This is a genomic window from Providencia sp. PROV114 (genome assembly GCF_032704305.1).
In the GTDB taxonomy this organism is placed as follows: domain Bacteria; phylum Pseudomonadota; class Gammaproteobacteria; order Enterobacterales; family Enterobacteriaceae; genus Providencia; species Providencia rettgeri.
Map to the genome: position 1 here is coordinate 3,507,032 of NZ_CP120528.1, position 25,976 is coordinate 3,533,007.

At 41.0% G+C, this 25,976-nt stretch carries 26 protein-coding genes and 1 other RNA gene; 9 read left to right on the plus strand and 18 right to left on the minus strand.

The window, feature by feature from the left end; translation table 11 throughout:
* Positions 1–741, plus strand: a complete 741-nt coding sequence (dagF, locus tag P3L37_RS15700) for a 2-dehydro-3-deoxy-phosphogluconate aldolase (protein WP_109911693.1) — start codon at positions 1–3, stop codon at positions 739–741.
* A 137-nt stretch (positions 742–878) separates the two neighbouring features.
* Here the strand turns inward: dagF and P3L37_RS15705 are convergent, their stop codons facing one another.
* The 3 genes from P3L37_RS15705 to rsmI all read right to left on the minus strand — a co-directional run bounded on the left by P3L37_RS15705 (position 879) and on the right by rsmI (position 3,775).
* Positions 879–1,955 carry a 4Fe-4S binding protein gene (locus tag P3L37_RS15705; protein WP_272520410.1) on the minus strand — a complete coding sequence of 359 codons (1,077 nt, stop codon included), beginning with the start codon at positions 1,953–1,955 and terminating at the stop codon, positions 879–881.
* Between the two features lie 479 nt (positions 1,956–2,434).
* Positions 2,435–2,808, minus strand: an RNA gene (rnpB, locus tag P3L37_RS15710) — RNase P RNA component class A.
* A 94-nt stretch (positions 2,809–2,902) separates the two neighbouring features.
* Positions 2,903–3,775 (minus strand): 16S rRNA (cytidine(1402)-2'-O)-methyltransferase, encoded by an 873-nt coding sequence (gene rsmI, locus P3L37_RS15715; protein WP_109911691.1) that lies wholly within the window; start codon positions 3,773–3,775, stop codon positions 2,903–2,905.
* Positions 3,776–3,836: 61 nt separating this feature from the next.
* Here rsmI and P3L37_RS15720 point away from each other — a divergent pair, with 61 nt between their 5' ends.
* From P3L37_RS15720 to dolP, 4 genes are all read left to right on the plus strand, one after another.
* A complete protein-coding gene (locus tag P3L37_RS15720) occupies positions 3,837–5,534 on the plus strand; it encodes a penicillin-binding protein activator (RefSeq protein WP_109911690.1) in 1,698 nt (565 codons plus the stop codon).
* Between the two features lie 39 nt (positions 5,535–5,573).
* Positions 5,574–5,954, plus strand: coding sequence for a YraN family protein (locus P3L37_RS15725; protein ID WP_004908329.1), 381 nt, complete (start codon positions 5,574–5,576; stop codon positions 5,952–5,954).
* Positions 5,955–6,068: 114 nt separating this feature from the next.
* Complete coding sequence (diaA, locus tag P3L37_RS15730) at positions 6,069–6,659, plus strand: DnaA initiator-associating protein DiaA (RefSeq protein ID WP_004908326.1); 591 nt, start codon at positions 6,069–6,071, stop codon at positions 6,657–6,659.
* 9 nt (positions 6,660–6,668) lie between these two features.
* Positions 6,669–7,244, plus strand: coding sequence for a division/outer membrane stress-associated lipid-binding lipoprotein (gene dolP / locus P3L37_RS15735; protein WP_109911689.1), 576 nt, complete (start codon positions 6,669–6,671; stop codon positions 7,242–7,244).
* Between the two features lie 63 nt (positions 7,245–7,307).
* Here dolP and mtgA read toward each other — a convergent pair whose 3' ends face one another.
* The 3 genes from mtgA to arcB all read right to left on the minus strand — a co-directional run bounded on the left by mtgA (position 7,308) and on the right by arcB (position 11,267).
* Positions 7,308–8,030 (minus strand): monofunctional biosynthetic peptidoglycan transglycosylase, encoded by a 723-nt coding sequence (mtgA, locus tag P3L37_RS15740; protein WP_004908320.1) that lies wholly within the window; start codon positions 8,028–8,030, stop codon positions 7,308–7,310.
* Positions 8,031–8,038: 8 nt separating this feature from the next.
* Positions 8,039–8,689 carry an isoprenoid biosynthesis glyoxalase ElbB gene (elbB, locus tag P3L37_RS15745; protein WP_109911688.1) on the minus strand — a complete coding sequence of 217 codons (651 nt, stop codon included), beginning with the start codon at positions 8,687–8,689 and terminating at the stop codon, positions 8,039–8,041.
* Between the two features lie 232 nt (positions 8,690–8,921).
* Entirely contained in the window at positions 8,922–11,267 is a 2,346-nt protein-coding gene (gene arcB / locus P3L37_RS15750; protein WP_004908312.1) for an aerobic respiration two-component sensor histidine kinase ArcB, read from the minus strand.
* Between the two features lie 300 nt (positions 11,268–11,567).
* On the opposite strand from arcB, the gene P3L37_RS15755 reads away from it, so the two are divergent.
* Positions 11,568–12,974: an FAD-dependent oxidoreductase gene (locus P3L37_RS15755; protein WP_272667402.1), complete on the plus strand. Its 1,407-nt coding sequence runs from the start codon at positions 11,568–11,570 to the stop codon at positions 12,972–12,974.
* A gap of 72 nt (positions 12,975–13,046) precedes the next feature.
* Here P3L37_RS15755 and sspB read toward each other — a convergent pair whose 3' ends face one another.
* From sspB to zapE, 5 genes are all read right to left on the minus strand, one after another.
* Positions 13,047–13,538 carry a ClpXP protease specificity-enhancing factor gene (gene sspB / locus P3L37_RS15760; RefSeq protein WP_004908309.1) on the minus strand — a complete coding sequence of 164 codons (492 nt, stop codon included), beginning with the start codon at positions 13,536–13,538 and terminating at the stop codon, positions 13,047–13,049.
* Positions 13,539–13,545: 7 nt separating this feature from the next.
* Positions 13,546–14,187 (minus strand): stringent starvation protein SspA, encoded by a 642-nt coding sequence (gene sspA / locus P3L37_RS15765; protein ID WP_004908304.1) that lies wholly within the window; start codon positions 14,185–14,187, stop codon positions 13,546–13,548.
* Positions 14,188–14,723: 536 nt separating this feature from the next.
* A complete protein-coding gene (gene rpsI / locus P3L37_RS15770) occupies positions 14,724–15,116 on the minus strand; it encodes a 30S ribosomal protein S9 (protein ID WP_004258235.1) in 393 nt (130 codons plus the stop codon).
* A 14-nt stretch (positions 15,117–15,130) separates the two neighbouring features.
* A complete protein-coding gene (gene rplM / locus P3L37_RS15775; RefSeq protein WP_004258237.1) occupies positions 15,131–15,559 on the minus strand; it encodes a 50S ribosomal protein L13 in 429 nt (142 codons plus the stop codon).
* A gap of 307 nt (positions 15,560–15,866) precedes the next feature.
* Positions 15,867–16,997 (minus strand): cell division protein ZapE, encoded by a 1,131-nt coding sequence (gene zapE / locus P3L37_RS15780; RefSeq protein ID WP_117162555.1) that lies wholly within the window; start codon positions 16,995–16,997, stop codon positions 15,867–15,869.
* Between the two features lie 355 nt (positions 16,998–17,352).
* On the opposite strand from zapE, the gene zapG reads away from it, so the two are divergent.
* The 3 genes from zapG to degS all read left to right on the plus strand — a co-directional run bounded on the left by zapG (position 17,353) and on the right by degS (position 20,710).
* Positions 17,353–17,757 carry a Z-ring associated protein ZapG gene (gene zapG / locus P3L37_RS15785; RefSeq protein WP_004908297.1) on the plus strand — a complete coding sequence of 135 codons (405 nt, stop codon included), beginning with the start codon at positions 17,353–17,355 and terminating at the stop codon, positions 17,755–17,757.
* 378 nt (positions 17,758–18,135) lie between these two features.
* Entirely contained in the window at positions 18,136–19,530 is a 1,395-nt protein-coding gene (locus P3L37_RS15790; protein WP_004908295.1) for a Do family serine endopeptidase, read from the plus strand.
* Between the two features lie 115 nt (positions 19,531–19,645).
* Complete coding sequence (degS, locus tag P3L37_RS15795; RefSeq protein WP_109911684.1) at positions 19,646–20,710, plus strand: outer membrane-stress sensor serine endopeptidase DegS; 1,065 nt, start codon at positions 19,646–19,648, stop codon at positions 20,708–20,710.
* Between the two features lie 107 nt (positions 20,711–20,817).
* Here degS and murA read toward each other — a convergent pair whose 3' ends face one another.
* From murA to mlaF, 7 genes are all read right to left on the minus strand, one after another.
* Complete coding sequence (gene murA / locus P3L37_RS15800; protein ID WP_109911683.1) at positions 20,818–22,080, minus strand: UDP-N-acetylglucosamine 1-carboxyvinyltransferase; 1,263 nt, start codon at positions 22,078–22,080, stop codon at positions 20,818–20,820.
* Between the two features lie 52 nt (positions 22,081–22,132).
* Positions 22,133–22,387, minus strand: a complete 255-nt coding sequence (ibaG, locus tag P3L37_RS15805; protein WP_004258269.1) for a BolA family iron metabolism protein IbaG — start codon at positions 22,385–22,387, stop codon at positions 22,133–22,135.
* 222 nt (positions 22,388–22,609) lie between these two features.
* Positions 22,610–22,900, minus strand: a complete 291-nt coding sequence (mlaB, locus tag P3L37_RS15810) for a lipid asymmetry maintenance protein MlaB (RefSeq protein ID WP_109911682.1) — start codon at positions 22,898–22,900, stop codon at positions 22,610–22,612.
* A gap of 1 nt (position 22,901) precedes the next feature.
* Entirely contained in the window at positions 22,902–23,531 is a 630-nt protein-coding gene (mlaC, locus tag P3L37_RS15815) for a phospholipid-binding protein MlaC (protein ID WP_004908281.1), read from the minus strand.
* 35 nt (positions 23,532–23,566) lie between these two features.
* Positions 23,567–24,070 carry an outer membrane lipid asymmetry maintenance protein MlaD gene (mlaD, locus tag P3L37_RS15820; RefSeq protein ID WP_102137924.1) on the minus strand — a complete coding sequence of 168 codons (504 nt, stop codon included), beginning with the start codon at positions 24,068–24,070 and terminating at the stop codon, positions 23,567–23,569.
* 3 nt (positions 24,071–24,073) lie between these two features.
* A complete protein-coding gene (gene mlaE / locus P3L37_RS15825) occupies positions 24,074–24,856 on the minus strand; it encodes a lipid asymmetry maintenance ABC transporter permease subunit MlaE (RefSeq protein ID WP_004908276.1) in 783 nt (260 codons plus the stop codon).
* A 6-nt stretch (positions 24,857–24,862) separates the two neighbouring features.
* Complete coding sequence (gene mlaF, locus P3L37_RS15830; RefSeq protein ID WP_004908275.1) at positions 24,863–25,666, minus strand: phospholipid ABC transporter ATP-binding protein MlaF; 804 nt, start codon at positions 25,664–25,666, stop codon at positions 24,863–24,865.
* Positions 25,667–25,976: the final 310 nt, after the last annotated feature.

Genomic DNA, 25,976 nt, shown 5'->3' on the forward strand with positions numbered 1-25,976 from the left:
ATGAAATTGTCACCGAATTTTTATCGTGACCGCGTGTGTTTAAACGTCTTGGCAGGCAGCCATCAAAATGCAAAAGATATCTATGCTGCAGCAGAAACCTTTGTTGTTGTTGGTGTTTTATCTAAAAATTACCCTGACTTAGAAAGCGCGATTGCAGATATGCGTATTTATGCCCAAAAAACCGATAATGCATTATCAGTTGGCCTGGGTGCTGGCGACCCAAATCAATCAACCATGGTATCGTTGATTTCAAAAGAAGTGCAACCGCAGCACGTTAACCAAGTATTCACTGGTGCCCCAATTAGCCGTGCACTATTAGGCCAAAACGAAACCTTCGTGAATGCGCTCATATCACCGACAGGCACGGTGGGTATGGTAAAAATTTCCACAGGCCCATTAAGTTCTCAAGCGCCAGATGGCATTGTTCCGATTGAAACTGCCATTATGATGCTTAAAGACATGGGTGCTGACTCTGTTAAATTCTTTAATATGAAAGGGTTAACATATATTGAAGAATATAAAGCCATTGCCAAAGCTTGCGCTGACTTTGATTTTTCTTTAGAGCCTACAGGCGGCATTGATTTAGATAACTTTGCTGAAATTTTGCAAATTGCTCTTGATGCAGGCGTGAAAAAAATCATTCCTCATATCTATAGCTCAATTATTGATAAAGATACTGGCAATACGCGCCCTGAAGATGTACGTCAGTTATTGCAGATGGTTAAGCAAGCGGTTAACTGATGGGGTAGTAAGTAGTATGTAAGAAAATAAATATAAGCGAGAAATAAGTATAAATAAGCAGTACAAAATCTGTCATCACGACAAAACAACAAGTTGCCCCGCTTATTATCATATGTAGCGGGGTTTTTTATTGTGCATCAATGGCCTATCATTCTTGCATTTGGAATAATATGAAACCAATAATTATCGGGTACTGGGCTATCCCAAACGCCAAAATACATAGCAACCCCAATAGTGATAAATAAAATTGCCAAGGTTAAAATAGCCATCATCCTACCCGATAACCGAAATTGATGTTTTTTTGCTGGCAATTGCAATGAAAAATCCAGTGTTGATGCAACAGGGCAAGATTCCACGCAAGTCATACACCCCGTACATTCGAGCGTTCTTACCTGAATTAATTTATCAACAGGGATGTGGGATGGGCAGTTTTTCGCACATTTTCCACAATCAATGCAACTTTCCACATTTCGCCGAATTTTAAATGGTGAAAATAACGAAAACAGCCCTAGCAATGCACCATAAGGACACAAATAACGGCACCAAGCATTACGAATAAACAAGCTTGCCACCACTAAAACCGCAACACTGACCAGCGCAAACAAGCTAATATAGCGAAAGAAATCCAACATTTTGACGTCAATGATGATCCCATAAGGTGACATCATAAAGTATTGGATCATCTGCGCAGACATGGAAAATGCAATATAGAGAAAGAAGCTTAATAGTAAATATTTTAAACCTCGTAGGGGGATATCTAGCCATTTAGGTAAACTGATTTGTTTTTGATAACCAAACAGTTTTTGGCCTATTTTTCCCGTATATTCCGATATAGTGCCTATCGGGCACATCCATGAACAAAATGCTTTTTTGAGCAGTAAGCTAATCAAAATAAAAGAAACAAGCAGAAACATTGAAGCCGCATGAATTGGCGGGAAACTCCCCGTCTCCAACGTATATTTTAAATTCATTAACCCCGCAATCGGCAGCCAACCTTCAATTCCACCAGGGCGAGGAAGGTGAACTGTCGCTCCTCCGGTTTCGTAGTAACGCACCCAAAAATAGAAGGTGATGCCAATATAAATATTGATCGCCAATAGCGTTAACTGTACAAATTTACGCCATGTTGATGCATTACGCCAATCATTCCAAGGGAGCTTACCCCCTGTAGTACCAGGGCGACGTTGGTACCTTACACGTGGTTTTTCTTTCATGTCCGCACATCTCTTTAACATGCATTATAAATACCACTATTGTATTTACATATTCACAGGGCGCATTGATTTGCATCAGAGGGTTGTGATGTTGATGAGTTGATGAGTTGATGAGTTGATGAGTTGATGAGTTGATGAGTTGATGAGTTGATGTATCAAATGGTGAAGACAAGCCAGAAAAGAAAGAAGAGAAGTATTTTTATATTAAATCAAAAGATTATGATTTTTTCTAAATAGTTCGTGTTATACCGAGGCGGCAAAATGAAGACAGCGCGGGGAGCATACAAAAGTATGTGACCCGTGTGGCTGAATGCAGCCAACACAGGTACAGCTCGAAGCATTATAAACTGAAATTTTTTCTAAATAATTCGAGGTGTGCCAAGGCGGCAAAATGAGGAAATCCCTAGGAGCATACAAAAGTATGTGACTAGGGCTGACGAGTGACGCCAACACAGGCACAGCTTGAAGTATGACGAAAAAATGGGAGTTGGCCGATAAGCCGGGTTCTGTCTTGGACAACCATTCATCTAGGCCAGCACTTACGCACTGGCTCCAGCAACCTACCCGAGTTCAATGCGGGCCGCACCATATGAACCCCTATTTGGTCTTGCTCCGGGTGGAGTTTACCGTGCCACGAACTGTTGCCAGTCGCGCGGTGCGCTCTTACCGCACCCTTTCACCCTTACCTGATCCTGTAAACAGGCCATCGGCGGTTTGCTCTCTGTTGCACTAGTCGTAGGCTCGCGCCTCCCAGACGTTATCTGGCACCCTGCCCTATGGAGCCCGGACTTTCCTCCCCTCTACCCGTCTCCCGAAGGGACTACGATAAAGCAGCGGTTGTCTGGCCAACTCCGCGGCGAATTATAGGCACTTTGCTGAGTCTTGTACAGACTCTAACGACTTTCATTTACCACTTATATAAATGAACTCGTCTATTTGCTCAAGAATCATTCACTATCTTGATTATCAAGCATCAATTTATACAGCATATTTTTCTTGAGGCCATAAATTTCAGCCGTGATCGCCGCCGCTTTTTTAGGGGGTAATTCTTTTTGTAATAAATTTAATGTTCTCACCACTTCAGGGGAAACTGCGGAGTCATCGACTGGTTTTTTATACCCTTCGACAATCAACACCATTTCGCCACGGTGACGATTTTCATCTTCTTTTACCCAAGCGAGTAACTCTCCCACAGGGCGACCTTCAATAGACTCCCATGTTTTAGTGATTTCACGCGCTAAAACAACATGACGCTCCGGCCCCCAGACTTCCACCATATCTGCTAAACTGTCTAACAAACGGTGGGTTGATTCATAGAAAATCAGCGTGCGGGTTTCTTGTTCGAGTGATTGCAATACATCTTTACGGCCTTTCGTTTTAGCCGGTAAAAAACCTTCATAACAAAAACGGTCTGAAGGTAAACCCGCGGCGGATAACGCAGTAATAGCAGCACAAGGCCCCGGTAAAGGTACAACACGAATACCCGCTTCGCGACAACGATTGACGAGATGATAACCCGGATCATTAATTAAAGGTGTACCCGCATCGGAGACTAATGCGATACTATCACCTTGTTGAAGTCGACTAATTAATTGATCTGCCTTTTGCTGTTCATTATGATCATGCAGAGCAAACAACCGTGCATTTATCGCAAAATTCTGTAATAGAATGCCTGAATGCCGAGTGTCCTCTGCAGCAATAAGGTCAACATGTTTAAGAACATCCAACGCACGTTGCGTGATATCCCTCATATTACCAATTGGGGTAGGAACGATATACAGCGTGGATGCCATAACCACAGCTTGATTAGGTTGGTTCATTGTTTCATCCGAATAGCCGGTTTAAAATTAAGCAATTGAAAAATACACCATTGGATACAGTATGCGTCCTTCAATTTTTTTGCATTTGAAAAAAGGGTTAATCTGCACAGCAATGCTGTCCACATTTGCTCTGTCTGGGTGCCAAATTGTCTCGGAATATTTTCCGTCAACCCAAAAAACACCTGAGCAAAGCGCATCTGATGATGCTAGCCGTTACCAAGCAATCATTGATGCAGCACAAGGTAAGCCTTCAATGGAGGCGATACGTGCCTACATTAGCCAAGAACCTTTATTAAAAACAACCACTGAACGCCAAGCTAACATTGATGGGTTATGGCAGATGTTAACACAGTTAACGCCAGAACAAATTCATGGAATTAGTGCCGATGAAAATATTCTCCAAGGCTGGGTCGATCTTTTAGATATTTATCAAAATAACCGAGATGACACAGATGCCTTACTTGCTGGCTACAACGATTGGAAAATGCGTTACTCAAATAACCCTGGAGTGACGACAACACCAACCCTTTTACTGCAAGCGATGATACCTCAAGTGGGTAAAAATCCTAAGATTGCGTTGTTTTTACCCATGAGTGGGCAAGGACAAGTATTCGGCCAGGCGATTATGCAAGGCTTTATGGATGCGCAAAAAGGTCTGCCTCAAGGGTCTCCCTCTCAAGACGCTATAGATCCCCCAAGTAGTGGAAATGATGTCCTCGACCAAATTTATGAACAAGTTGCTGCAACAACAGGTAATACCCCTACTGCTAGCGATAGCGATGTAGTGGCATCCACTTTACGTATCGATGCAGCCCCTGTGAATACCCAAAGCGTCAAGGTGTTTGATACCACTAATAAACAAATGCCTGCGCTTATTGAGCAAGCAAAAAATGAAGGCTTTAACCTGATTGTTGGGCCATTATTAAAAAGTGACGTTCAAGTTATTACCCAAATGGGGGCTCCAGTTAGCGTGCTTGCGCTCAATGAGCTTGATGCGAACCAATTACAGCCTCGACCAAATCTTTGCTATTTTTCATTATCACCAGAAGATGAAGCACAGAATGCGGCCGCTTATATGAAAGCTGAAGGTAAGCAAATGCCATTGGTATTAGTTCCCGCTAATGCTTTCGGCGATAGGATAGCCAAAGCCTTTGCTCAAGGGTGGCAAGAAAAAGGGGGGGGAACTGTTTTAATGCAAACCTTTGGGTCCATCCCTTCACTAAAAGAGTCAATTAATCGTGGTGCAGGTATCCGTATGACAGGAACGCCAGTGAATACCGGAGCACAATCGATAGATTCACAATATGTCGATTCAACCGGTGCGATTGACGGTGTTTATATTGTTGCCACTCGTGATGAGCTCACCTTAATCAAACCAATGATTGAAATGGCGATTAGTTCCCGTTCCCGCCCTGCACTTTATGCAAGCTCTCGCAGTAACCAAGCCGGATCTGGCGCAGACTACCGCTTTGAAATGGATGGCGTTAAATTTAGCGAAATTCCTTTACTCGCAGGTGCAAACAATAACTTACGTAAACAAGCCCAACAAAAGCTGAACAATGATTACTCGTTATTCCGCTTATATGCCATGGGTATTGACGCATGGTCTTTAGCCAACAATTACGACAAGCTTCAACAATCGGGGCAATTTCGTATTAATGGCGCATCTGGAACCTTAAGCACCACACCAAACTGTGTGGTGTTCCGAGAATTACCTTGGTTACAATTTAAACAAGGTAAAGTGGTTTCCGCGCAATAATATTGTTCAATACTTCATCTTTTTTCAGACAAGGACGTCATGAAAATTATGCCAAAAGCCATACAATGGTTAACAGGCCGGTACTATGAAAATCAAGTGCTCGCTTTCCTGAAACAGCAGGGACTAACATTTGTCGAACGTAACGCAAGAAACCGAGGCGGAGAAATCGACCTCATTATGCGAGATAATACAGGTTGGGTATTTGTTGAAGTTCGTTTTCGCAAAAATTGTGATTACGGAGATGCACTTTTATCAGTAAACTGGCGCAAACGTCGAAAGCTATTAGCTGCCGCCAAATTTTGGCTCTCACAAAGGCAAGAAAGTTTTGAAACCAGCGCATGCCGTTTTGATATCTGCGCCATCACTGGAAACCAATTTGATTGGATACAAAATGCATTTAACGAAAATGATGTTTATTAACAAATGTGATAATCAGCTTTATATACTGATCATGCAGTCAACAAAGCTATAATTCAAATATAATAGCGACACAAAAATGATTTGAATTATATCGAGGCGACAAAGGAAAAACTCGTGCTAGACCGAATAAAAGTTTGTTTCACTGAAAGCATCCAAACTCAAATAGCAGCGGCTGAAGCGCTGCCTGATGCCATATCAAGAGCCGCAATGATGATGGTTCAATCTTTACTCAATGGCAACAAAATTCTATGTTGTGGTAACGGTGCTTCCGCCGCTACCGCACAACGTTTTGCTGCGAGTATGATCCATCGCTTTGAAACTGAGCGCCCTAGCTTACCCGCCTTAGCGCTTAATACCGATAATGCCGTGCTAACTGCGATTTCAGGTAGTAAGCAACCTTCTGAAATTTATGCGAAACAAGTTAGAGCATTAGGGCAACATGGTGATGTTTTGATGGCGATTTCAACCCATGGTAATAGTAGTGATATTATTAAGGCCGTTGAAGCTGCGGTGACTAGAGACATGACAATTGTCGCCTTAACAGGTTATGACGGAGGGGAACTCGCTGGCTTACTGGGTCCTCAAGATGTTGAAATCCGCATACCATCCCAACGAAGTGTTCGAATTCAAGAAGTTCATCTTCTTACTGTAAATTGTCTGTGTGACCTTATAGACAATACTCTTTTCCCACATCAGGACGATTAAGGAGACAAAATGCGATTAATACCGATTTTTGCCATAGTCATCAGTACTGTTTTATTACAAGGCTGTATTGGGGCTGCAGTCGTAGGTTCTGCTGCTGTTGCAACGAAAAGTGCCACAGATCCTCGCAGCGTTGGCCAGCAAGTTGACGATGGAACTTTAGAAGCTCGAGTTAGTGGGCAGCTGAATAAAGATAAGGAAATCACAGGTAAGGCTCGTATCATTGCGACCGCTTATAAAGGTAATGTCCTGTTAACTGGCCAAAGTCCTGATATGGCTTGGGCTGAACGAGCAAAACAAATCGCCTCTAACGTTGATGGCACCATCGCAGTCTATAATGAAGTTCGTAGCGGTGAGCCCGTTGATTTGGGTACGGCTTCAAAGGACACTTGGTTAACAACCAAAGTGAAATCGAAAATTCTTGCTAGTGATAGCGTTAAATCTGGTAGTGTAAAAGTCATTACTGAAAACGGTGAGGTTTTCTTGCTAGGTGTTTTAACAAGGCAAGAAGGTGATGCAGCGGCAAAAATTGCTAGTGAAACAGACGGTGTTCGTCGAGTTACGACCGCTTTCACTTATCTTAATTAATCATAAACAATAATATATTGTTATAAAAACAAAAGCCGTGGGTTAAAAACCATGGCTTTTTTCTTATTCATCCACTAATTGGTTTATTTTCAGATAATTCTTACCTCCTAATAAGTGCATTTGATTCAAGATCCAAGCCTGCCTTTTGAGAACATAAGAAGATGGGTTTTTCACGCTATACCTATGAGGATTAGGTAAAACTGCTGCTAATAGTGCTGCTTCATTCATTGAAAGCTTGCTAGCCGGCTTATTAAAGAATTTATTTGCAGCCTCTTCTACACCAAAAACACCATCACCAAACTCAACTATATTAAGGTAAACTGTCAATACTCTTTGCTTTGACCATAAGAGCTCCATAATAGGAGTCATTACTGTCTCCAGCCCCTTTCTTAACCAGCTTCTTCCATCCCATAACCACAAGTTTTTCACTGTTTGCTGCGAGATCGTTGAAGCCCCTCTAATTGTTTGTTTATTACTCAAGTTGTGTTTGTAAGCACGCTCTATTGCATCAAGGTCAAAACCCCAGTGATGAGGAAAATTTTGATCTTCCGCAGCAATTACTGCTAAATAAATATACGGAGAAATGTGATTTTCATCTACCCATTCAGAATGAGATACATAAGAAAAATTTAAGTTTATCCATGCAGTGATTTGTCGTTCAATCATCACTGCAGAAAAAGGCACTGGTATGTATTTAAATAAAACGACTGAACAAATCCACACCACAAGTAATGAAAATGTGATCTTCTTTAACCAGTGCCATAATTTAGAAACAATAGTTCGCATTCAAATAATCACGCCATTTCCAATACTTTCTTAACAAGCTTATTAATACCCGTATTTGCTTCAGAAATTGATTGAGCCAGCATATAAGCAGGTGTTGTAACAACTCGGTTAACTTCATCAATTACAATATCATCAACAGCACATTTAATATGTTTCCCACCCATAAGTTCTATTTGAGCAATCGTTTCACTATCATCACCAATAGTTAGTACTACTGATGTATTTAACATTTTAGGAAGCATCACAGGAGCAATACACATCAGCCCTAGCGGCTTTTTTTGTTGGTGCATTTGGCGTACTAAACTTAATAGTTCTTTATTAATTTCACACTCACTTCCTTTAACGGCGAAATCACATAAATTTTTTGCCACACCAAAACCACCAGGAATTATGAGGGCATCCAGCTTTGAAGCATCAGCTAAGGATAAAGGCGATATTTTTCCACGTGTAATGCGTGCAGACTCTTCCATTTGGTTACGTTTTTCTGATTTTAACTCACCATTAATATGATTAATAACAGTAGATTGAGAATCATCAGGCGCAAAAAAATGAACTTCAGCATTATTTTGACTCAAAGCTAGCATAGTTAATACTGACTCATGGATCTCACTTCCATCAAAAACACCACAGCCACTTAAAATAACCGCAATTGATTTCATATCTTCCTCCATTTGTAGTAAATTATCTCTCAGGCGCTAAGGTGCACAAACATCAATCTTCATCACAGATTTTAATGAATCTTGTAACAGATTCGCAAAATTTTGGTATCTTGATGTTGCCCTTTACAGTGATATACCTAATTTAATGATTTGCAAAATACAAAAAAAATATGCAAATCAATGATTTCCCTGGTGTTGGCGCAGTATTCGCGCACCCCAACTTCGGTTGGGGTTATTTTTTTGTACGCTGATCAACCCAGTTTCTCAAAGTTTCTATATCTGCTTTCCAATCCTGTTTTAATTCATCCACCCATTCCTGTACATTGTCCCACCATGCTGGTAAATCAGGAGATTGAATCTGTTGTGCAATTTTCTGTAAGTTCTTTAAGCCAACAGAACCTGCCGCTCCTTTGATTTTATGGGCTTCCTCCACAATGCCTTTTTGGTCTTTAGCCACCATGTTCGAATCAAGAATAGCTAAGTAGCCTGGAAGCATTTTTTCAAAGACATCTAGCCCGTCATAAATAAGCTTAGGGCCAACTAATTCAATATACTGCTCTAGCATATCGCAATCTAATTTGGATTCATCAACACTTGAAGCCTCATGCTTACTCGGTGCTTCTTCAGGTCGCAAGGATTGATCCCCCCAAAATTGTTCAATAACCTGGGTCAGTGCTGGAACTGATAATGGCTTACTCAATACACCATCCATACCGGCATCAAAGTATTCTTTTTTGTCTTTCAGAACATTTGCAGTTAATGCAATTAATGGTGGTAAATCTTGCTTATCGTACTGCTGTTTGAGTTTCCTAGAAATATCAAGGCCTGTCATATCAGGTAATTGGATATCCAATAACACTAAATCATATTCACCAGGAGCAAACATCTCGAGGGCATCTTTACCATTCATTGCCACATCAACGGTATTACCTAAATTTTCTAATACAGAACAGGCAACAACGACATTCAGTTCGATATCTTCTACGAGTAAAATATGTAATGCAGGCAATGGGTAATCGTCTTCACTCTCTTGCTGTTCAACAACATCACTTTCAACCACAGGCGCTGTAATGGATAAAGTAAAAGTAGAGCCTTGCCCTATTTCACTTTCAACTTGAATATCGCCGCCCATATTTTGTGCTAAACGACGAGATACAGAAAGCCCAATCCCCGTTCCAGTAGCCGGTTTACCGCCAGCAGAATCTGTCACTTGATAATACATTGCAAAGATTTTATCTAGCTCATCCCTAGGGATACCTATGCCACTATCCTGAACCCTGAAAAACAGTTTATTTTCAGCTTCTTGCCAAATACTAAGCTTCACTTCACCTTTTTGCGTAAACTTAACTGCGTTACCAATTAAATTCCACAATATCTGCCGCAAACGGGTCCCATCAGTTAACACCGTTTTTGGTAATGCAGGAGCGACATCCATGACAAATTTAAGCCCTTTCGGCTGCACTAATAACCCACTTAAATTCTCTAAATCATTCACAAATTCAGATAATGTGATTGGTTGGTTATCTAACTGAACCTTGCGACGCTCAATTTTGTCCATCTCTATAATATCATTGAATATATTACCCAATGTAACCGCACTTACATGGATCGTTTTTAAATAGCTAGATTGTTCCGAAGTTAAATCTGTGTCTAATAAAATCCGGCTCAAGCCAACAATGCCGTTAAGGGGTGTACGAAGCTCGTGGCTGATTGTAGAAATAAAGGTGGTTTTCTCCCTACTCGCGTTCTCTAACGCCTCCTGGTAGCGTTTACGTTCCGTTATATCGCGCCCAAAGCCCATCAGACCATGTCGTTTGCCAACTCGATCATAAAAAGGCACTTTACGGAGTTCAAAACAGGCTTTACGGCCGTCTGGATATACCAACCATTGCTCATAGGTAAGAGAAACATTATGACGAAAAACTTTTTCATCGGTTTCCATAACCTTAGAGGCAATTTCAACATCATAAATATCTAACGGAGTTAACCCAACTAAGTGTTTTTCACTTTTTCCAGTCAACAGTTCCATTGCCCGGTTACAACCTGAAAACTCATTATTTTCGTTGCGGTAATAAACCAAGTCAGGTGAGGCATCAAGAAATGAACGAAGTAAAACAGATTGCTGCTCAAGTTCAATTTGTGTTTGCTCACGATATTTCATTTCTTGCTTTAATTGTTCAAGGAGCTCTAAATGAGCACGCTCAGCCTTTTCTCGCTCTTGAATTTCAAGGTTAAGCTGTTCAATATTTCCCTGTAATTGAGTGTTTAAATCAGCATCACGCTTTCTCATAACTTCAAGTTTATCAACCATTCGCGATAAACGCTGCCGAGATTCCTCAAGTTGCTCAACCACCACGGACAAAAAATAAACGGCTAACGGAGTGATGATTAACCCAAAGAAAATTGACCCGACCATATCGAGGCTATCAACATGCCCTCTTAAAAAAATTGTCACTGCCATTTGCATTATCATGGCGAGAACAACCAGTGCCGATGCGAGTAATAGGGAAAAACGCACTAACCCGAGCTTCATCATTAAATCGACATAGTATTGCGCAAGGCCGCGAAGTACTTTCATAACCACCCCTTAGTTAAATTCTCTTTGAATCATATATCAAACAAGGCAGTTTCGGATGATTATTCACTCGAAATGTCGATCCCGCTCATTCAATAGCCATTTTTTACTATTAATGATAAAAAACAATCAGGTATTTTCTTTGTGTTAGATAAAGTAAAAATTTACCTTGGATAGTTTTTAATCATAATTACATAAAAATCAAAATAATAACGCTATTGTTCCTTGGGCAAGACCGCTAAAATCAAAGAAAAAGCCCCTGCTATCTCAAGTAAAATCAGACAAAATTCAGTAAGGAATGCCATGAATTCAAATATTTTCGGTTCCCAACGTCGCGAGCCGCCCAAAAAAGCGCTGGCAATCCGCAAAATAGCGTTTACTGAAATCTATGCGCCCGATAATGCCGTCGATGCACAACAGCAAGCGAGCCGCTGTCTATCTTGTGGTAGCCCATTTTGTGAATGGAGGTGCCCACTACATAATCCAATATCAAAGTGGCTCAGGCTTGCTGCTGAAGGAAAAATTATCGAAGCTGCTGAATTATCTCATCATACCAATAGTTTACCTGAAATTTGTGGGCGTGTTTGCCCACAAGAAAAACTGTGCGAATTAGCATGTGTACTTAATGATACAACTGGTTCTATCACTATCGGTCATATTGAGCGGTATATTAATGATGCTGCTTTTGCGATGGGGTGGCGCCCAAACCTTTCCCATATTAGCCCCGTTAACAAACGTGTCGCCATTGTTGGCGCAGGCCCGGCGGGTCTTTCTTGCGCCAATGTGCTTATTCGTAATGGTGTAAATGTCGTCGTTTTTGATAAGCACCCTGAAATAGGTGGGCTACTAACCTTTGGTATTCCGTCATTTAAGCTAGAAAAGGAACTGATGATCCAACGACGGGAAATATTTACAGAAATGGGCATTCAATTTCAATTAAATACCGAGGTAGGTATAGATGTCTCTCTAGATGAGCTTCTTTGCAGTTATGACGCCATTTTTATTGGTACAGGTACTTACCAAGCAATTCGAGGCAACTTACCTAAAAAATCGATTCAGGGCGTTTTTGAAGCACTTCCCTATCTAATCGCAAATACACGCCATTTAATGCAACTTCCCATCTCTAAAAACGAACCCTATGTTAATTTACACTCAAAAAGAGTTATCGTATTAGGAGGTGGAGATACCGCGATGGATTGTGTACGTACCGCTATTCGTCAAGGCGCAAAGCAGGTTAGCTGTCTCTATCGTAGAGATGAACAAAGTATGCCAGCCTCACAAAAAGAAGTCGCCAATGCGTTAGAAGAAGGCACTCAGTTCCATTTTAATATACAAGTCACTGAATTTGTCGTTAATGAGCAGCAACAACTTATAGGCGTTTATGCCACTCGTACACAAAATGGCGAATTAGAAAATGGTCGTTATCAAGTAGAACCACTTGAAGATTCAACCTTTTTTATCGAAACCGACACCATAATTGTCGCTTATGGATTTGCCCCTCATAACCAAACTTGGTTAGAAAAACCGTTAATTAAGCGTGATAAGTATGGTCATATTTTAGCAAACCGTAATAGCCGATTTCCGTTTCAAACTTCTCATGAAAAAGTATTTGCCGGAGGGGATATAATCAGAGGCTCAGATCTTGTTGTGACTGCTGTTGCTGATGGGCGTAATGCTGCCGAAGGTATTTTATTATTTCTAGAAGTTTAATTTCTCATTGATATAAAAAAACAGAGGGTTTTGCCCTCTGTTGATTAATATACTGTTAACCTGACCAATGGATTATTTGACAATCCTTAATGAAGGCCGACCTTTTGGTGGCCGCGGTGGCTCATCATCTGATGGCTCATGTGAATTTTCATCCACAGATTCAGCTTCATGAACTAAAGCAATGTTGTCTTCAAGCTCTTCAACTTGTTCAAAACCTGCTGATAACTCTGCATCATACGCAGCTTCAGGCTCAAACATCATTCCAGCCCCATTTTCACGTGCATATACCGCCATAATTGCGGCCATTGGGACATAAACTTGGCGAGGTATTCCACCAAAGCGAGCATTAAAACGCACTTCTTCATTGGTTATTTCAAAATTACCAACAGCTCTTGGCGCAACATTCAATACAATTTGCCCATCACGAGCAAATTCCATAGGAACGTTAACAGCAGGAACGGTGACATCAACCACCAAATGCGGAGTCATATCGTTATCGAGCAACCACTCATAGTGAGCGCGTAACAAATAAGGGCGACGTGGTGACATTGCTGTCATTTCCATCATTCTTTTAGCCTCTTGTAGACAAACGCATTTCGCGCTCAGATTCAGTCAACGATGCTAAAAATGCGTCACGTGCAAATACACGTTGCATATACAACTGCAAGTATTTGCTACTAGATGGGTTCAATTCAATACCAAGTACAGGTAAACGCCATAGTAACGGCGCTAAATAGCAATCTACGAGACTAAATTCTTCGCTCATGAAGAATTCCATTTCAGCAAAAACAGGTGAAACCGCGATCAGCTCTTCAGATAGTTGACGGCGGGCATTTGCTGCCTCTTGCGCACTACCGTTCTCTATTTTGCTCATTAATGAATACCAATCGCTTTGAATACGGTGCATCAATTGACGACTCGTCCCACGTGCAACTGGGTAAACAGGCATTAATGGTGGATGAGGAAAACGCTCATCAAGATATTCCATGATAATGTGTGGGTCATAGAGAGTCAGGTCACGATCGACTAATGTTGGAACACTCTGGTATGGGTTGAGATCGATCAGATCTTGAGGCAGATGACCGGGTTCAACATGTTCAATTTCAACACTTACCCCTTTTTCAGCCAGAACAATCCGTACCTGATGGCTAAAAATGTCAGTAGGGCCAGAGAACAATGTCATTACCGAGCGTTTATTAGGAGCGACAGCCATTAAAACCTCCAAAATACAAAATGGACGAAATGTAATTAATTTTTAATTACCCATTACCCATTTTAAAATCCCCTGTGTTTAACTTTCATTTATCCATATTGGAAGTCAACACAACCCTCCCGCACAGTAAAGGCGAGAAATGCGAAATAAAAAAACAGGGGCGTATTCTAACAGATTTTGTACAACTTAGGGGGGCTACATCGAAAAAATCATAGATTTATTTCATTTTAAGGATAAAATAGTAAAAAATTTAGAGTTATGGCAATATAAAAACAAAAAATACAGAATAAAAACCTTAAAGTTAACTCTATAGTTTGGACTATGTTTAATTAAAGTATCTCAGTATCGCTCACTAGTGATTATTTTAGACTAAATTATGATGTTTAACTTTAGATTATATTCGTTCTTTTATAAAGAGTCATAATTAGACACTGTTACCTGTCATAAATAATAAAAATGTAAGTAAAACAATAGGCAATAAAAAACCCGCCATAAGACGGGTTTTTTCATCAATTTTATACCCAAAGGGTAATAAATTAACGTTTGGAGAACTGTGGACGACGACGTGCTTTGCGCAGACCCACTTTTTTACGTTCAACAGAACGCGCATCACGGGTAACGAAACCAGCTTTACGCAGATCAGAACGAAGAGTCTCATCATAAGCCATCAGTGCACGTGTAATACCGTGACGGATTGCGCCTGCCTGACCTGAAATACCACCACCTTTAACAGTGATGTACAGATCCAGTTTTTCCAACATTTCAACCAATTCTAACGGCTGACGAACTACCATGCGCGCAGTTTCGCGACCAAAGTATTGTTCCAGTGTACGTTGATTGATTGTGATGTTACCGCTACCCGGCTTAATAAAGACACGAGCAGATGAGCTTTTGCGGCGACCAGTGCCGTAGTATTGATTTTCAGCCATTGCTATAATCCCGATTAAATGTCAAGAACTTGCGGTTGTTGAGCCGCGTGGTTGTGCTCATTACCTGCGTAAACTTTCAGTTTACGGTACATTGCACGACCCAGAGGTCCTTTTGGCAACATGCCTTTAACCGCGATTTCAAGCACACGCTCAGGACTGCGAGCAATCATTTCTTCGAAAGTTGCTTGCTTGATTCCACCTACATGGCCAGTATGGCGATAGTAGATTTTGTCTTCGCGTTTATTGCCGGTAACAGCAATTTTTTCTGCATTCAGAACGATGATGTAATCACCAGTATCCACGTGCGGAGTATATTCCGCTTTATGCTTACCGCGCAGACGGCTAGCAATTTCAGTTGCAAGACGGCCTAAAGTTTTGCCATCTGCATCAACAACGTACCAGTCGCGTTTTACGGTCTCTGGTTTAGCTGTAAAAGTTTTCATTAAAACTTACCCAATATTGAAGTTACACGTTGGTGAACACTCATGTTCATAAGCTTTCTGAGGTTCACACGACTCTTTGTCCAGTAAACCTACCCCTTCGAGCAGCCTAACTGGCATTAATGCGTTATTTTTTGGGAAATAAAAAACAACGCTGTAACGTGGGGTCGCAAGATTATAGAGAAGTCAGAAACAAAAATCGACCCCAAATGCATTTTTTTTACGTTTGCTCAAATAAACATCGCATCTTGTATTTAAATTATGCGATTTAGATGATTTGTTCGCTAACAACTCGGTTTTATCGTTAACCTTAAGTTAAATGCGGTATTTTCAGGTACTCTTCACTTTGCATTTCTTGCAATCGAGATAAGCAACGTTGGTATTCGAATGCTAACAATTGCCCCTGATACAGCGATTCCATTGGCACTTCAGCGTTAATCACTAATTTAACTTTTCGTTCGTAAAACTCATCAATTAACGCTAAAAACCGCCGAGCCGGGTTTTCATCGTTGGTTCCCATCACAGGTACATCGTACAGTAAGACGGTGTGATAACAGTTGGACAGGTAAATATAGTCATTTTGACTACGAGGCTCCTCACACAATACTTTGAAGCCTATCGCAAGAACACCTTCTGCAGCACGGATAACGGGCATTTTTCGGTGGTTAACCTCTAAAACAGGGTTCACCTCACCTTCTTTTCCTGCCAATTTCACAAACACCTCATCAAGATGTTGTCGGTTTTCATGGTTAATTGGCGATAAAAATAAATGTGCTTGCGTTAAAGTTCTTAAACGGTAATCAATACCTGCATCGACATTCATCACATCACAGTATTTTTTAATTTGCTCAATCGCAGGTAAAAAACGTGCCCGCTGCAAGCCATTTCGATAAAGATTATCAGGGATGATATTTGAAGTGGCGACAAGAGTGATGCCCCGAGCAAAGAGCCCTTCTAGTAAAGTGCCTAGGATCATAGCGTCTGTAATATCTGACACAAAAAATTCATCAAAACACAAGACATCTGTTTGTTTTTTAAACTCATCCGCAATGATATCTAGTGGGTTCTCTTGCCCTTGCAGTGCCATCAAATCTTCTTGTACTTTTTTCATAAAGCGATGAAAATGTAAGCGAAGTTTACGCGTACCCGGTAAACTTTCATAAAACATATCCATTAGCCACGTCTTTCCACGCCCCACCCCGCCCCACATATATAGCCCTTGTATGGGGACAACCGGTACTGTTGACGTTTTACCTAGAAGGCGGTTAAAGCGCTGCTTTAAACCTGAAGGCTTATCTTGTAAAGTGGAAGAGGTTGCATCAACAAGCTGCTGATATATTTTATCTAGGCGTTCTACAGCGAGCTTTTGTACGTCATCTGGCTGATAGTTTCCATCAGCTAGCGCTTGTTGATAACGCATTATAGGGGTCATCGGCGACATTAACTGAATAATCCTTAAAAATTTTTCGGTTTTTTTACCGTTATTTGATATACACTGCCTTTATTATAACCAGATTCAGTTATCATTTAACTTTCGGTTAACGAGCCGCTATAGAGTAAGGAAATTCGATTTAAGATTCCACTCTTAATATCTTAATAAGTTGTTGACTAATTTAGCCTGTCTAATTCAAAGCTTGTCGATTTTGTCATCACTTAACTAGTCAAATTACAATATGTTAAGACGCTTTACTTGACGCTTACATGCAACTTGAATTATTTAAGGTATAGTAACGGTAACAACACTACGTTTCTGCGAACATTGAATCTGTGAACATTGAAGTAATGAAGGAGTCAGCATGACCTGGGAGTATGCATTAATCGGATTGATTGTGGGTTTTATCATCGGTGCATTAGTTGTGCGCTATGGCAACCCAAAGCTTCGCCAGCAAAAAACAGCGCAGGCTGAGCTAGACAAAAAAAGTACTGAACTTGAAGAGTACCGTAAAGAGCTTGTGAGCCATTTTGCTCGTAGCGCAGAATTATTGGATAAAATGGCGCGTGATTACCGTCAGCTTTATCAACACATGGCACAAAGTTCGTCTGAATTAATGCCTGATATGCCAGCGCAAGACAACCCATTTAACTATCGTTTAACCGAATCTGAAGCAGATAACGATCAAGCGCCAGTTAAAATGCCACCAAGAGATTACTCAGATGGTGCATCGGGTCTTTTCAGGCCTATCGAAGAGAAAGAGAAGTAAGTTTTTATCTTTTATCACCAGTAAGCACCACTTACTGGTGATTTTCTACCAAATACACTAAATTTAGTCGCTTTCCGTGTATCTTTCATGATTAAATTTTTATTTAATAATTCTGAACAAGATTTCCATCCAAATATAAATTAATAATTTATTTACCTACTGTATAGAAGTTATGGTTTCACTTAAGTTGCATGTAAATAGATGTAAAAGAGTGGATATTCGCTACCCGTAAGGGGAACTTTTGCGCATAATCGGTAGTCATAGTCATCAGTAAAATTGAATCTGATACCAACCAATATTATCTCAACGCATTGTGTTTATTCTAAAATTGTATCTACAATGAGTTGATAATTTATTCTTGAGAGAATCGACTAAATTATGAAAAGAAAAAACTTTTTTCTTACCGCGGTAGCAATGAGTTTAGGTTTATCTTTAGCGGCTATCCCTGCCGTAAGTAGCGCAGCATTACCTGCAACTTTACCTGCAACAGCACAAAGCCAGAACATGCCTAGCTTAGCTCCAATGCTTGAAAAAGTATTGCCTGCTGTAGTTAATATTCACGTGTCGGGTACGCGCGTACAAAACCAGCAAATTCCAGAAGAACTTAAATTCTTTTTTGGCCCAAATGTACCACAACAGCAACAAAGCGTACGTCCATTTGAAGGCTTAGGTTCGGGGGTCATTATTGATGCTCAGCAAGGTTATATTTTAACCAATAACCATGTTATTGATGGCGCTGACAAAATTCAAATTCAATTAAATGATGGCCGTGAAATTGCCGTTAACTTAATTGGTAAAGACCCGCAAACAGATATCGCGTTATTGAAAATCAGTAATGCAAAAGATATCAAAAACTTAACAGCTGTTAGTATTGCAGACTCCGACAAATTACGTGTGGGTGATTTTGCGGTTGCCGTCGGTAACCCATTTGGTTTAGGGCAAACAGCGACATCAGGCATTATCTCCGCATTAGGCCGTAGCGGTTTGAACCTTGAAGGTCTAGAAAACTTTATCCAGACCGATGCTTCCATTAACCGTGGTAACTCTGGCGGCGCACTCGTTAACCTAAACGGTGAATTAATCGGTATCAATACCGCAATCTTAGCACCTGGCGGCGGTAATATCGGTATCGGCTTCGCGATCCCAAGTAATATGGCTAAAAACCTTAGCGAGCAGTTAATTAAGCATGGTGAAGTAAAACGCGGGATCTTAGGTATCAAAGGTACTGAAATGAACTCCGATATCGCTAAAGCATTCAATATTGATGCACAGCGTGGCGCTTTCGTGAGCGAAGTTTTACCTAAATCATCCGCAGCTAAAGCAGGCATTAAATCCGGTGACGTTTTAGTCTCTGTTGATGGTAAACGTATTAATAGCTTTGCAGAGTTAAGAGCTAAAATCGGTACTAGCCAAATTGGTAAAGAAATTACTATTGGCTTGATTCGCTCAGGTAAACCAATGGAAGTCAAAGTGGTTCTCGAGAACGACGAAGGCTCTGCAACTAAAGCCGAAAAATTGAGTGAATCTTTATTAGGTGCAACGATTTCGAATGCAACGGTAAGCAACACCAAAGGTGTTCAAGTTGATAGCGTCGCGCCTAAATCACCGGCGGCTGCCATTGGCCTAGTAAAAGGCGATTTAATCTTTGGTGTCAATGACGCTCGTGTTGAGACGATTGAACAATTCCGTAAGATTATCGATGCTAAACCTCCGGTATTAGCCATGAAAGTATTGCGTGATGGTGAAACCTTATATTTACTGATGAGAAATTAATTCATCAAAAACCATCTGAAAACCAATAAAACAGGTACAGTATCACTCTGCTGTACCTGTTTTTTTATGTTATGCTCTGAACATGTTTAAGCAATAACTAAATATTCTATATCCTATGGTGAAGAAGCTAACTTTATCTGTCATGCTTGGCCTGTTGACTGCATTGATTATTATCGTTGCGGTTCCTTCTTTGCGCCCTCAAGGTTTAGCCGACTTATTATATGGTAAAACAAATAGTGAGCCCGTCAGTTATAATAAAGCGGTACGTCGTGCTGCACCTGCAGTGGTCTATGTTTATAGCAGTTCAAAAGGCAGTTTTTCTCAATCAGGACGTGAATTAAAATCCCTCGGTTCAGGTGTGATCATGAGCCAAAATGGCTACATCATCACGAATAAACATGTGGTTGATAACCCAGACCAAATTTTAGTAGCTTTACAAGATGGTGCTATTTTTGATGCCCTCCTAGTTGGCTCAGACCCATTGACTGACCTCGCCGTATTGAAAATTGATGCCGATAACTTACCTGTTATTCCAATTAATACGCAACGAGTCACTCATGTTGGTGATGTCGTACTGGCAATTGGAAATCCTTATAACATAGGTCAAACCGTTACTCAGGGGATTATCAGTGCGACAGGTCGTGTTGGGTTAAGCTCTACTCGCCGACAAAACTTTCTTCAAACCGACGCCTCAATCAACTCAGGTAACTCTGGCGGAGCATTAATTAATACCGAAGGTGAGTTAGTAGGCATCAACACGCTTTCTTTCACTGCAGGTCAAGGCATTAGTTCTGAAGGGCTAAGCTTTGCTATTCCTACCGCACTAGCCACCAAAATCATGGATAAGCTAATTCGTGATGGCCGAGTGATCCGCGGTTATATTGGTATTACCGCACGCGAATTGCCTCAAATTAGGTCAAATAACAATAATATCAATCAAATACAAGGCTTACGGGTTTTCCAAGTTGCCCCAAATGGGCCAGCGGCTAAGGCTGGTATACTGCAAGGGGATATTATTTTATCGGTTGATGGTAAACCGGCTATTTCAGCCGCGGAAACTATGGATTTAGTTGCAGAAATCCGTCCCGGAAGTAAAACGGCAGTACAAATTTTACGAGATGGCGAAATTAAAAATATTGATGTGATTATCGAAGAAATTCCTGAAGAACAGGCTGGGTAATCATTAGAAATACATTTGCATAAAAAAGGTTGTTCGATATCGAACAACCTTTTTTGATTCATCGAATAGGTAAATAAAGCCACCAGCCTATTTACCTTATCAAGGTATTAATCATCTGAGTGCACGCGCTGAATATCAGCACCTAAGCTACGTAGTTTATCTTCGATATGCTCATAACCACGGTCAATATGATAAATACGGTCAACTGTCGTTGTCCCTTCCGCAATACAGCCCGCTATAACTAAACTCGCAGAAGCTCGTAAATCTGTTGCCATCACCTGTGCGCTGGTTAATTTTTCAACACCATGACATAACACAGTATTACTTTCAATTTCAGCATGAGCACCCATACGGATTAGCTCAGGGATATGCATAAAACGATTCTCAAAAATCGTTTCAGTGATCATGCCAGCACCATCAGCAACAAGATTAAGTAAGCTAAACTGTGCTTGCATATCCGTTGGGAACCCTGGGTGTGGCGCCGTACGTAATGTCACTGCTTTCGGGCGTTTGCCTTCCATATCTAGGCTAATCCAGTCATCACCAATTTCAATTTTAGCTCCTGCTTCACGCAATTTAGCTAACACCGCATCTAAAGTGTCTGGACGAGCATTACGACAGATAACCTTGCCGCGCGAAACCGCGGCTGCAATTAAAAATGTTCCCGTTTCAATACGGTCAGGTAGTACTTTATAAACACCCCCACCTAAACGTTCAACACCTTCAATAACAATACGGTCAGTCCCTGCACCCGTAATTTTTGCACCAAGGGTATTTAAGAAATTAGCAGTATCTTCAATTTCAGGTTCACGTGCCGCATTTTCAATTGTTGTGGTTCCTTCAGCTAAAGTCGCAGCCGTCATAATAGAGACTGTCGCACCCACACTGACTTTATCCATCACAATGCAAGCACCTTTTAAGCGGCCATCGACCGTTGCTTTTACATAACCATCTTCTAAAGCAATCTTTGCGCCTAATTGCTCTAAACCTGAAATATGTAAATCAACTGGACGAGCACCGATAGCACAGCCGCCTGGTAAAGAAACTTCACCATGACCAAAACGAGCGACCAATGGCGCCAAAGCCCAAATGGATGCACGCATGGTTTTAACAAGGTCATAAGGTGCACAGTATGTCGTTACAGTGCTTGCATCGACGTACACTGAGCCATTGCGTTGTACTTTAGTACCAAGTTGATTCAGTAATTTAATCGTTGTGTCGATATCCCTCAAATGAGGGACATTCTGTATTTCTACTGGCTCTTCAGCCAACAGAGCAGCGAACAGAATTGGTAATGCCGCATTTTTTGCGCCAGATATAGTGACCTCACCCTGTAAGCGGGTTGGTCCTTTAACTAAAAACTTATCCATTCAAGTATTCTCGTATGTCGAATTTTACAGTCTGTTCGCTTAGGCTTTGTAATCAAAGGCCACTAAGTTTACGATCGCGCTCCCATTGCGCAGGGGTGTACGCTTTAATAGACAAAGCATGAATGCGGTTATCCGCAATATACTCCATTAAAGGCGCATAAATTGCTTGCTGTTGCTTAACACGGCTCATACCGTCAAACATGTCACCGACCGCGATAACCTGAAAGTGGCTACCATCACCAGTAACAATAGCCTCATTCAGAGACAATTTTTCCATCAATACTTGCTTAATTTCGTTGGTATCCATAATGACTCAATTTATTAATTATTTGTGATTTATAATTTTACTCTAAATAGTGCAAATTGCATGCATAGCATACAGAGGCATCGCAATAAGAACAGTCAGAGCTCAATCCTCTATCCTAAAGGATTAGGCTTAACACTTAAACCAAAGAAAACGCCTCTCGTGCCGAAAAGCACATAGAGGCGCTTATTTTTACATAACTTGACCCAATTTAGGATATTTAACCTAATTGAGGATAACCCCTTGAACCCCGTATAGCTCAATCAATGTGTTCAAGTTATCACTGACACCGGTTATATTCAGTGAACGGTTTTTAGCTTGGAATTCACCTTTTAAGCGAACTAGCATCGCCAACCCTGTTGAGTCAACATGTTTGAGACCAGAAACATCTATATTTTCAATGCGTTCCAGCGATGAGTCTTTTTTATCCCAAAACGACATTAGCGAATCACGGTCTAACGTCCCGGTGAGATAAAGTGTTGTTTCATTGAGTTCCCATGCTAACAACTGACTCATATTACTTTTTCTCTTCTAAAGTAATTGGCGCTTTTGCACTGATTTCTAACTGTTTTGTTAAGCCATCGACACCTTGCTTACGTAAAATATCACCCCACTCATTTTGCTTAGTCGTGATCATACTCACGCCTTCTGCAATCATGTCGTAAGCTTGCCAGTAACCTGTTTTACTATTTTTACGCCATTGGAAATCTAAACGGACGGGAGGACGGCCGTTGGTATCAACAATAGTCACGCGAATGGCGACAATGTTTTTATCTCCCAAAGGTTGCTCTGGGGCTATTTGATACGTTTGGCCATGGTACATTGCCAATGCTTGACCATAGACTTGTTCGAGGTAATCTTCAAATGCGTTGAAATAAGCCTCACGCTGTGCTGGAGTTGCCCCTTTATAATAGGTTCCTAACACCAAAGCCCCTGCATATTTAACTTGTACATAAGGTAATAATTCCTCACGAACAATTGTTCTAAGATACTCGGGGTCTTGCTTAATTTTCGGTTGCTCTGATTTCAAGCGGTTAAACGTTTTCGCCGCCGCTTCATCCATTAATTTATAAGGGTTGGTTTGGTCTACTGCCATGGCAAATGGCGCGATTGCCAACATAGCAACCATCATTAAACGTTTAAACATAATTCATTCCTTTATTCTTCAAAGGGAACACCAAATTACTGTGCAGTTGACTCTGGCTCTGCACCTTGGCTATCACCACTTTTATATAAAAACTGGCCAATTAAGTCTTCTAATACCATAGCCGGCTTAGTATCTTCAAGACGCCCGCCATTTTTTAAGATTGCGATACCTAATTCTTCGTCATCTGGACCAATATTCATCGCAATATATTGTTCTCCCAACAACCCTGACGTCCGAATTGATAGTGAGCTCGAATCAGGAATATTGTCGTATTCACTCAATAAATCAATTTTAACTTCAGGAACATAGTTCTTTTTATCTAGCGTGATACTGGCAACTCGACCAATCACCACACCACCCACTTTGATTGGCGAGCCTTCTTTTAAGCCACCAATATTTTCAAAAGATGCTGAAATTTGATAGGTGGATTGGCTTCCTATCGATTTTAAATCAGCGACTTTTAAACACAAAAAGATAATTGCGGCAATCGCCAGCAACATAAAACAACCAACCCATATTTCACTTTTTTTACTTTGCATGACTTAGTTCCCAAACATCAGTGCGGTAAGTACGAAATCCAGTCCTAAAACAGACAATGACGCATGCACAACTGTTCTTGTTGTAGCTTGGCTTATCCCCTCCGAAGTTGGGATGGCATCATAGCCATTAAATAATGCGATCCAAGTAACTGTGATAGCAAAGACTAAGCTTTTAATCACACAGTTGACTAAATCTAGCCGCCAATCAACGGAAGATTGCATTGAAGCCCAGAAAAAGCCCTCATCAATCCCCTTCCAGTCAACCCCAACTAGTGCGCCACCTAAAATACCGACAGCAACAAAAATTAGAGATAACAACGGCATACTAATAAAACCAGCCCAAAAACGTGGCGCGATAACGCGCCTTAGAGGGTCAACCGCCATCATTTCAAGGCTAGAAATTTGTTCTGTCGCTTTCATTAAGCCAATTTCAGCAGTTAATGCAGAGCCCGCTCGTCCAGCAAACAACAATGCGGTTACAACAGGGCCTAATTCACGCAATAGTGAAAGCGCCACCATCATACCTAAGCTAGCTTCAGCACTAAACGTCGTGAGAACCAAATAGCCTTGTAACCCCAAAACCATCCCAATAAATAACCCAGAGACAGCAATGATCAGCAATGATTGCACACCAATGGCGTACAATTGCTTCATCAGTAATGGCCATTGTTTACGAAACTCTGGTTTACCGAGTAAGGCGCGAAACAGCATGTAACCTGCTCGACCAAACGCGGAAAATATATCAATCCATCGGCGTCCGAAGCCTGCTATCGCCTTTAATATCATTTTATTTTACCCTAATAAATCAGCCAGATAATCATTGGCGGGAAAACGGAATGGAACAGGCCCATCAGCAATGCCATCAAGGAATTGTCGTACACGAGGGTCTTGGTTTTCTCGCAATTCTTCACCCGTTCCCTGAGCAATGACATGCTGCTGCGCAACAATATAAGCATTATCTGCAATACTCAATACCTCTGGAACATCATGGGAAACCACGACACAGGTGACACCCAGCGCTTGATTAAGCTCATCAATCAATTTAACCAAAACCCCCATAGTAATCGGATCTTGGCCGACAAAAGGTTCATCAAACATGATTAAATCTGGGTCAAGCGCGATAGCACGTGCTAACGCAGCACGCCGTGCCATACCTCCTGACAACTCAGATGGCATTAATTGAGCAGCGCCACGTAAACCAACCGCCTCTAGTTTCATCATCACCGTCGTATGAATCAGCGATTCTGGCAAGTTAGTGTGCTCACGTAGAGGGAAAGCCACGTTATTAAATACGTTCATATCCGTGAATAACGCCCCGGATTGAAACAGCATGCTCATCTTTTTACGAGATTGATACAGCTTTGAGCGTGACAGCGCTGGAATATTGTCGCCATCAAACCAAATTTCACCTTCATTTGGCCGTAATTGCCCACCAATCAAGCGCAGTAATGTGGTTTTACCAATCCCTGATGGCCCCATAATTGCCGTAATTTTTCCACGAGGAACCGCCAGATTAATATTTTCAAATATTTTCCGGCTTCCACGAGTAAAGGACATGTTCCGTACTTCAATTAAGTTGTCTGTCTGTGCTTGCATTGTTAAATAACTCGTTATACACCACGCGTAAATATTTTTTATCCGTTCAGATGTTACCGAAAGATAAACTGAAAATCGTCAAATATCACAACAAAATAGAATTTATAGTATTATAGCGTTGAAAATATGACTTTTAGTGTTACAACCCTGTTTTTACCTTCAGATAACAGAGAAAAAACAATATAATTTACCTATAGTCAGCAAAAGCTTTCACTATTAACAGCAGATAGCTCTTAGAATGTTGTGATTTACCTAGCTTGAGGATACTCGAATTTGCCTATCCATTTTTGGTTCAAGATGCTAATGAAAT

Coding starts and splice junctions, on each gene's coding strand:
- rplM (WP_004258237.1), bottom strand. CDS start 15,559: ATGAAAACTTTTACAGCTAAACCAGAGACCGTAAAACGCGACTGGTAC.
- murA (WP_109911683.1), bottom strand. CDS start 22,080: ATGGATAAGTTTTTAGTTAAAGGACCAACCCGCTTACAGGGTGAGGTC.
- ibaG (WP_004258269.1), bottom strand. CDS start 22,387: ATGGATACCAACGAAATTAAGCAAGTATTGATGGAAAAATTGTCTCTG.
- rsmI (WP_109911691.1), bottom strand. CDS start 3,775: ATGAACCAACCTAATCAAGCTGTGGTTATGGCATCCACGCTGTATATC.
- P3L37_RS15705 (WP_272520410.1), bottom strand. CDS start 1,955: ATGAAAGAAAAACCACGTGTAAGGTACCAACGTCGCCCTGGTACTACA.
- mtgA (WP_004908320.1), bottom strand. CDS start 8,030: ATGCGAACTATTGTTTCTAAATTATGGCACTGGTTAAAGAAGATCACA.
- mlaB (WP_109911682.1), bottom strand. CDS start 22,900: ATGAGTCAGTTGTTAGCATGGGAACTCAATGAAACAACACTTTATCTC.
- zapE (WP_117162555.1), bottom strand. CDS start 16,997: ATGTCGCCGATGACCCCTATAATGCGTTATCAACAAGCGCTAGCTGAT.
- dolP (WP_109911689.1), top strand. CDS start 6,669: ATGCGATTAATACCGATTTTTGCCATAGTCATCAGTACTGTTTTATTA.
- arcB (WP_004908312.1), bottom strand. CDS start 11,267: ATGAAAGTACTTCGCGGCCTTGCGCAATACTATGTCGATTTAATGATG.
- mlaE (WP_004908276.1), bottom strand. CDS start 24,856: ATGATATTAAAGGCGATAGCAGGCTTCGGACGCCGATGGATTGATATA.
- mlaF (WP_004908275.1), bottom strand. CDS start 25,666: ATGCAAGCACAGACAGACAACTTAATTGAAGTACGGAACATGTCCTTT.
- P3L37_RS15725 (WP_004908329.1), top strand. CDS start 5,574: ATGAAAATTATGCCAAAAGCCATACAATGGTTAACAGGCCGGTACTAT.
- mlaD (WP_102137924.1), bottom strand. CDS start 24,070: ATGCAAAGTAAAAAAAGTGAAATATGGGTTGGTTGTTTTATGTTGCTG.
- dagF (WP_109911693.1), top strand. CDS start 1: ATGAAATTGTCACCGAATTTTTATCGTGACCGCGTGTGTTTAAACGTC.
- P3L37_RS15755 (WP_272667402.1), top strand. CDS start 11,568: ATGAATTCAAATATTTTCGGTTCCCAACGTCGCGAGCCGCCCAAAAAA.
- degS (WP_109911684.1), top strand. CDS start 19,646: ATGGTGAAGAAGCTAACTTTATCTGTCATGCTTGGCCTGTTGACTGCA.
- zapG (WP_004908297.1), top strand. CDS start 17,353: ATGACCTGGGAGTATGCATTAATCGGATTGATTGTGGGTTTTATCATC.
- elbB (WP_109911688.1), bottom strand. CDS start 8,689: ATGAAATCAATTGCGGTTATTTTAAGTGGCTGTGGTGTTTTTGATGGA.
- P3L37_RS15720 (WP_109911690.1), top strand. CDS start 3,837: ATGCGTCCTTCAATTTTTTTGCATTTGAAAAAAGGGTTAATCTGCACA.
- sspB (WP_004908309.1), bottom strand. CDS start 13,538: ATGGAAATGACAGCAATGTCACCACGTCGCCCTTATTTGTTACGCGCT.
- mlaC (WP_004908281.1), bottom strand. CDS start 23,531: ATGTTTAAACGTTTAATGATGGTTGCTATGTTGGCAATCGCGCCATTT.
- P3L37_RS15790 (WP_004908295.1), top strand. CDS start 18,136: ATGAAAAGAAAAAACTTTTTTCTTACCGCGGTAGCAATGAGTTTAGGT.
- rpsI (WP_004258235.1), bottom strand. CDS start 15,116: ATGGCTGAAAATCAATACTACGGCACTGGTCGCCGCAAAAGCTCATCT.
- sspA (WP_004908304.1), bottom strand. CDS start 14,187: ATGGCTGTCGCTCCTAATAAACGCTCGGTAATGACATTGTTCTCTGGC.